Consider the following 6588-nt stretch of genomic DNA (forward strand, 5'->3'; position numbering starts at 1 on the left):
TAAAATTTTATCGTAATTTGCTTTAAAGTTGTGCATTGAATTGTGTGTGTAGTAACTACAATTTACTGCTTTTTAGTAGCTTGTACAACTTTTATATACAAGCTAATACAAATGCACTACGGGTTTTTCTATAAAAATATACCTATGATAAATAAAGATAAAAATATTAATATCCAAAAATGGATTGATGATTATACATTGGACCTATTAAAAAAAACTAACTATTTAATATCTAGCAAAGAAGATGCAGAAGATTTAGTACAAGATGTTTTTATTTCAGCTTTTGAAAATTATGAAAAATTTCAATGGAATAGCTCTGTAAAAACTTGGTTAATTAGTATTTTGAAAAATAAAATTTCTGATTTTTACAGAAAAAAATATAATAATAAAAATGAGATCACTTTAGATTATTTTTTTGATGAAAATGGTAATTGGATTGATAAAAATATATTAAATGATTGGACAGAAAATGAAAATAATATTAGAGAAAACTATTTAGAAAATTGTTTAGAAAAATTACCTAATAAATGGTTAATTCCTATAAAACTATACTATTTAAAACAAAAAAAAACAGAACTTGTTTGTCAGGAAATAGGAATTACATCGACTAATTTATGGAAGATTCTTCAAAGAGCTAGATTACAATTAAGAGAGTGCATTGAATCTAATTTATCTAATTAAAAATTAACTTATGTGGAATAAAATTATTCATTGGGTTATTATGCCTTGTAATGAAATAACATTTGAAATAGAGAAAAAAAATGCAAAAAAAATCTCATTAATTCAAAATTTGAGATTGAATTTACATATTTATAGTTGTAAATGGTGCGCTTCTTACTACAAAAAAGTAAAGCTAATAGATAATCTTTTGAATAAACAAAATTCAAAAGAAAAATTAATTAATGTAGATGCTCTAAAATCTAAAATAAAGTCCAAAATAGAAACTCATTGTAAACATGAGTAAATACATTACGAATGTTTATCATCAAAAAATAAAGTGTATAAATAATATTTTCTTTTTAAACTGCTATTTTTAAGACTAAAATATTTATTAAATAATTTCCAAAGTATAGTCTAAAGTTAATTTTTATTTTAATTATAATACATCACATATTTAATGAAATTTAAGATAAATTCATAAAACAATAAAAAAACTCAAACCATTTTAAATGATACATTTACAATGGTTTTTTTTTGTAAAAATTATAGAAAGATTAATATCTAACAAAAAAAAATAGATTTTTTTTGTCAGGTTTTAATTATTTATACGACTACTATTATAAAAGATCGTATATACAATAAAAATTATTAAAAAATGGAAACAAAAAATTTAGTTCATACTCATAAAGATAATTTGAATATTAATTCACCCTTTATAAATCTTTACAAAATAGGATATTACTTACCTCTATTTGGAACAGTATTACTTTTAGTGTGGATAGGCATTTTTAAGTTTACACCAACAGAGGCTCAAGCTATAAAGTCTCTTGTAGAAAATCACCCATTATCGTTTTGGATTTATAAAATATTTAGTGATCAAACTGTATCTAATATAGTTGGAGTACTTGAATTACTTGTAGCATTATTAGTTGTTTTAACTTTAAAATATCAATCATTAAAAAAATATGCGGGAATAGCTATTCTTATTATTTTCGGAACAACTCTTAGTTATCTTTTTACAACTCCCGGGATTTGGAAATTTGTTGATGGAGTTCCTGTAACAGATTTTTTCATTTTAAAAGATATAGCTTACTTCGGCTTTGGTTTCACTCTTTTAGCTCAATCTTTAAATAAAAAATCATGAAAAAATTATTCATCATAAGCTCATTAATTATTACAGGAATAATACTAACAAGTATAAGTTGTAAAACTCATAAAAATAATTTAGTTAAATCAAATAAACATCAGAAAATGAATAACACATCAGAAAATGAAATATATTTTGCAGGAGGATGCTTTTGGGGAACAGAACATTTTTTTCAACAGGTCAGAGGGGTTACAAATACAGTTGTAGGTTATGCTAATGGAACTATAGAAAAGCCTTCTTATAAAGAAGTGATCACAGGTAAAACTGGTTTTGCTGAAACTGTCAAGGTAACTTATAATCCTGATATAGTTGATCTAGGATTATTAATTGATTTGTATTTTAAGACAATAGATCCTACGAGTCTAGACAAACAAGGAAATGACTTAGGGACACAATATAGAACAGGAATTTATTATACAAACCCAACTGACTCTAAATTAATCGATCAGAAGTTAAAAGATTTAGAAAAAAATTATAATCAAAAAATTGTAGTAGAAAATATGCCTTTACATAATTTTTATGATGCAGAAAATTATCATCAAGATTATTTAAATAAAAATCCAAAAGGATATTGCCATATATCACCAAGTTTATTTGATGATGCTCGTAAGGCAAATCCTATTCAAGAAAAAGAATATATCAAAGAAAGCCAAAGTGAACTTAAAAAACATTTAACTTCTTTGCAATACGATGTTACACAAAATGGTGCAACAGAAAAACCTATTTCAAATGAATATAATTCTGAATTTAGAGAAGGAATTTATGTAGACATAACAACTGGTGAACCTCTTTTTGTGTCAACGGATAAATTTGAATCAGGTTGTGGCTGGCCAAGTTTCTCAAAACCAATCAGTAAAAATCTTATTGAAGAAATAAATGATAATTCTTTTGGAATGAAAAGAACTGAAGTAAGAAGTAAAACTGGTAATGCTCATTTAGGTCATGTTTTTGATGATGGCCCAAAAGATAAAGGAGGATTGAGATATTGTATTAATAGTGCATCATTAAAGTTTATATCAAAAGAAGAAATGAAAGCTAAAGGATATGAAAAATATTTATCCTTAATAAAATAAAAACTAATAAAATTCTATTTCTAAATATTATAAAAGGTATTACTTAATGTTTACAGATTGTAATTTTTAATAAAACATTTGTTAATGTTTTACAAAATTATATTGTGTACAATATAATTTTGTAACTTTGTTATGTAATTTAATATTGATGAACTATGAAAGATACGCTAGAACTAGATAATCAATTTTGTTTTCCCATATATGCGCTTTCAAAAAAGATAATCAACATGTACCGTTTATATTTAGATCCACTTGATATTACCTATCCACAGTATTTAGTGCTTATGGTTTTATGGAAAGAACAACAGCAAACAGTAGGGCAATTAGGTGAAAAACTTTTCTTAGATAGCGGTACACTAACACCCTTACTAAAAAGAATGGAGCAAAAAGAAATGATTGTTAGAAGTAGAAACATTGAAGATGAGCGCATTGTAGTAATTTCTTTGACCAAAAAAGGAAGTGCTTTGAAAGAGAAAGTCAAAGATATTCCAGAAAAATTGTTAGAATCAATGGCGATATCTGTAGATGAGCTTAAACAATTAAAAAAAATAGCAAATAAAATTTTAAACAAACAACAATGAAAAAATTATATGAAACTCAGGCTACAGCCACGGGAGGTAGAAGCGGACAAGTAAAAAGTGAAAACGGTGTTTTAGATATGCAAGTACGTACTCCAAAAGCATTAGGAGGTGCAAATGATGACTTTTTAAACCCTGAAATGCTATTTGCAGCAGGATATTCTGCCTGTTTTGATAGTGCATTGAATTTGGTGATCAAACAGCAAAAAATAAAAACAGGAGAAACGAGCGTTACAGTAAAAGTAGCTATCGGACAATTAGAAAGCGGAGGTTATGGTCTTGCAGCTGAGATACATGCTAATATACCAGGTGTTTCAATGGAAGAAGCTCAAAATCTTATTAAAACGGCACATAAAGTATGTCCTTATTCTAATGCAACTCGTGGAAATATTGAAGTTATATTAAGTGTTTCTGTAAATTAATACAAATGATATGGAAATTATAGCAAGTATTTTAACCGCAGTTGTTGCAATTGAACATTGTTACATTCTTTGGATGGAAATGTTTGCTTGGGAAACAGCAGGTAAAAAAACATTTAAATCTTTACCAAAAGATTTGTTTACTCCTACGAAAGCATTAGCTGCTAATCAAGGTTTATATAACGGTTTTTTGATTGCAGGACTTATTTGGTCTTTTCTTATAGAAAATCATGAATGGAGTTGTAATATTCGTCTATTCTTTTTAGGATGTATTACTGTTGCAGGTATTTTTGGAGGTATAACCTCTGGTAAAAAAATATTTTTTATACAAGGTATTCCTGCTTTAATTACCATGTTGTTTGTGTTTTTAACTAAATAATTAAAAAAATGTCATTAATAGAAGATTTAAATTGGAGACATGCAGTAAAAGCATACAATCCATCGCAAAAAGTTAGTCAAGATAAAATTGATAAAATTTTAGAAGCTGCTAGACTAGCACCTACTTCATCTGGATTACAACCTTTTAAAGTATTAGTTGTAGAGAACCAAGATTTAAAAAATCAATTAGTAGAAGGAGCTCTTAATCCTGAATGTATGAGAGATTGTTCACATGTAATTATTTTTGCTGCTTGGGACAACTATACAGCAGAAAGAATTGATAAAGTATATGATTTTACTACAGATGAAAGAGGATTGCCAAGAGGTCGTTTCGGAAGTTATACAGATAAAATAAAAGGTATTTACTTGAATACACCAGCAGAGGAAAATTTTGCACATACTGCTCGTCAAACTTATATTGCGTTAGGGCTTGCATTAGCACAAGCAGCTGAGTTAAAAGTTGATGCTACTCCTGTAGAAGGTTTTGATAACGCTATTGTAGATAAAGTTTTAAAATTAGACCAGCTAGGTCTTAAAAGTGTATCTTTAATGTATGTTGGTGTTGCCGATCCTGAATTAGACTGGATTGGATCTATGAAAAAAGTTAGACTACCAAGTGAAGAATTTATTGTTGAATTTAAATAATTAAAATTATGAAAATATTATTTGTTGTTACTTCTCATGATGAATTGGGAAATACAGGACATAAAACAGGATTTTGGGTAGAAGAATTTGCTGCTCCTTACTACAAATTTGTAGATGCTGGACACGAAGTTACTATTGCTACACCTAAAGGTGGACAAGCTCCTATAGATCCTAATAGCGAAACTGAAGCTGCACAAACAGAAGCTACAGAGCGTTACAATAAAGACGAAAATGTTAAAGCTTTAATTGCAAATACACATGTATTAGCTAAAGAAAAAGCTGAGGATTATGATGCTATTTTCTATCCAGGAGGTCATGGACCACTATGGGATTTAGCAAATGATGTGCATTCTCAACAATTGATTTTAGATTTCTATAATGCTGGTAAGCCAGTTGGTGCTGTTTGTCATGCTCCAGGAGTTTTCAAGAATGTTACTTTAAGTAATGGAGAACCTTTTGTAAAAGGAAAAAATGTAACTGGTTTTTCTAATTCTGAAGAAGATGCTGTACAATTAACAGATGTTGTTCCATTCTTAGTTCAGGTTGAATTAGAAAAATTAGGAGGTCATTACTCTAAAACTGAAGACTGGGGAGTGCATGTTGTAGAAGACGGTTTATTAATTACAGGTCAAAATCCTGCATCTTCGGAAGAAGTTGCTGAGAAAATGATTACTTACTTACAAAGTAATTTATAAAAATTTTTATTTAATATAAATATTGATTCGTATTTGCGTTAGGGATTGTAGAGAAAATCCTTTCCTGATTAGAAAAGATTGCAACGGAAATCCCGACCAAAGGGAACGCCCAAATTTTATATTTTATATTTTATATAAAAGAATTCAATCAACTGTGAAAGTGATGATGATGATGAATTGATTGAATTTCAAGAGCCTATTTTAATACTTATCAAATAATTTATTTCAAATTATTTGATACTTAATTTTAAGTAGGCTCTTATTTATAGCAATAAACTGTAAAAATCACTGCCGTTTCAAATAAAAATCCATTTATTTTCCTTCATTAATTCCTTACTTTGTTAAACAAAAACTTCTATTGTTTTTTAAATAAAACAAATCCTTCATTTATGTTGAATATTTGAAGAGAAAAAGTATAGAATGAGATGAGTTTCTTTCATTACTTTTTTGAATTTATTAAATATGTTTCCATTTATGTTATTTCTATGTTATAATTACACATAAAGTAGAGAGTTTAATTATTATTGTGTACCTTTTAAAAAAATAAGTATGACAACTGGAAGAATTAATGATGAATTGGATAATTTAATATATTATATTAATGAATATCAAAAATCTCAATTTGCTTTAAGTAAAGCTATAAATAAAACTCAAATAGATGATGCTAATTATACTGTAGAACTTAACTTATTAGCAATAGAAGCGGTTTTTAATTTGAATCATGAATTAAAAGAAATTGTATTGCTTAATGAGAAAAATAAAAAAGAATGTATAGAAGGTTCTTTTTTATCTAAAAATTTTATAAACGATGTGAGAAATTATATTCAAAATGTAAAAAATTACGCTTAAAAGCTATTCAGAATTTTATATTATGATATCTCAAATGGGTTTGACTGTATTACAGTTGAACCTTTTTTCAAATATAATTAAGAGTTGATTTAAAAATAACCCCAAATTATCAATTGGGTGTGTGTAATCTTCCCTAAAAACCGG

At 27.3% G+C, this 6588-nt stretch carries 10 protein-coding genes; all 10 read left to right on the forward strand.

The features are described 5' to 3' along the window. Window positions 1–144 precede the first annotated feature (144 nt). On the forward strand, window positions 145–681 hold the full coding sequence (locus B4L98_RS12105) for a sigma-70 family RNA polymerase sigma factor (protein ID WP_038337322.1): 537 nt from the start codon (window positions 145–147) through the stop codon (window positions 679–681). A 10-nt stretch (window positions 682–691) separates the two neighbouring features. Continuing rightward, window positions 692–964, forward strand: a complete 273-nt coding sequence (locus B4L98_RS12110) for a hypothetical protein (protein WP_115000184.1) — start codon at window positions 692–694, stop codon at window positions 962–964. A gap of 351 nt (window positions 965–1315) precedes the next feature. Next, on the forward strand, window positions 1316–1804 hold the full coding sequence (locus tag B4L98_RS12115) for a DUF417 family protein (protein ID WP_115000182.1): 489 nt from the start codon (window positions 1316–1318) through the stop codon (window positions 1802–1804). After that, window positions 1801–2880, forward strand: a complete 1080-nt coding sequence (gene msrB, locus B4L98_RS12120) for a peptide-methionine (R)-S-oxide reductase MsrB (RefSeq protein ID WP_291078320.1) — start codon at window positions 1801–1803, stop codon at window positions 2878–2880. Before B4L98_RS12115 ends, msrB begins: the two co-directional genes overlap by 4 nt. A gap of 155 nt (window positions 2881–3035) precedes the next feature. After that, the gene (locus B4L98_RS12125; protein WP_291072248.1) at window positions 3036–3461 is read left to right on the forward strand and encodes a MarR family winged helix-turn-helix transcriptional regulator; all 426 of its coding nucleotides are present in this window, start codon (window positions 3036–3038) and stop codon (window positions 3459–3461) included. Further along, entirely contained in the window at window positions 3458–3880 is a 423-nt protein-coding gene (locus B4L98_RS12130) for an organic hydroperoxide resistance protein (protein WP_291072251.1), read from the forward strand. The genes B4L98_RS12125 and B4L98_RS12130 overlap by 4 nt, the downstream gene beginning before the upstream one ends. Window positions 3881–3890: 10 nt before the next feature. Beyond that, window positions 3891–4256 carry a DUF1304 domain-containing protein gene (locus B4L98_RS12135; protein ID WP_286502449.1) on the forward strand — a complete coding sequence of 122 codons (366 nt, stop codon included), beginning with the start codon at window positions 3891–3893 and terminating at the stop codon, window positions 4254–4256. Window positions 4257–4264: 8 nt separating this feature from the next. Beyond that, window positions 4265–4900 carry a nitroreductase family protein gene (locus tag B4L98_RS12140; protein ID WP_115000174.1) on the forward strand — a complete coding sequence of 212 codons (636 nt, stop codon included), beginning with the start codon at window positions 4265–4267 and terminating at the stop codon, window positions 4898–4900. 8 nt (window positions 4901–4908) lie between these two features. Continuing rightward, on the forward strand, window positions 4909–5595 hold the full coding sequence (locus B4L98_RS12145) for a type 1 glutamine amidotransferase domain-containing protein (protein WP_291060385.1): 687 nt from the start codon (window positions 4909–4911) through the stop codon (window positions 5593–5595). 549 nt (window positions 5596–6144) lie between these two features. Next, entirely contained in the window at window positions 6145–6444 is a 300-nt protein-coding gene (locus B4L98_RS12150; RefSeq protein WP_291047609.1) for a hypothetical protein, read from the forward strand. The last annotated feature ends 144 nt before the right edge of the window (window positions 6445–6588 follow it).

The sequence above is a fragment of the Empedobacter sp. UBA5528 genome (genome assembly GCF_002426075.1).
Lineage (GTDB): Bacteria > Bacteroidota > Bacteroidia > Flavobacteriales > Weeksellaceae > Empedobacter > Empedobacter falsenii_B.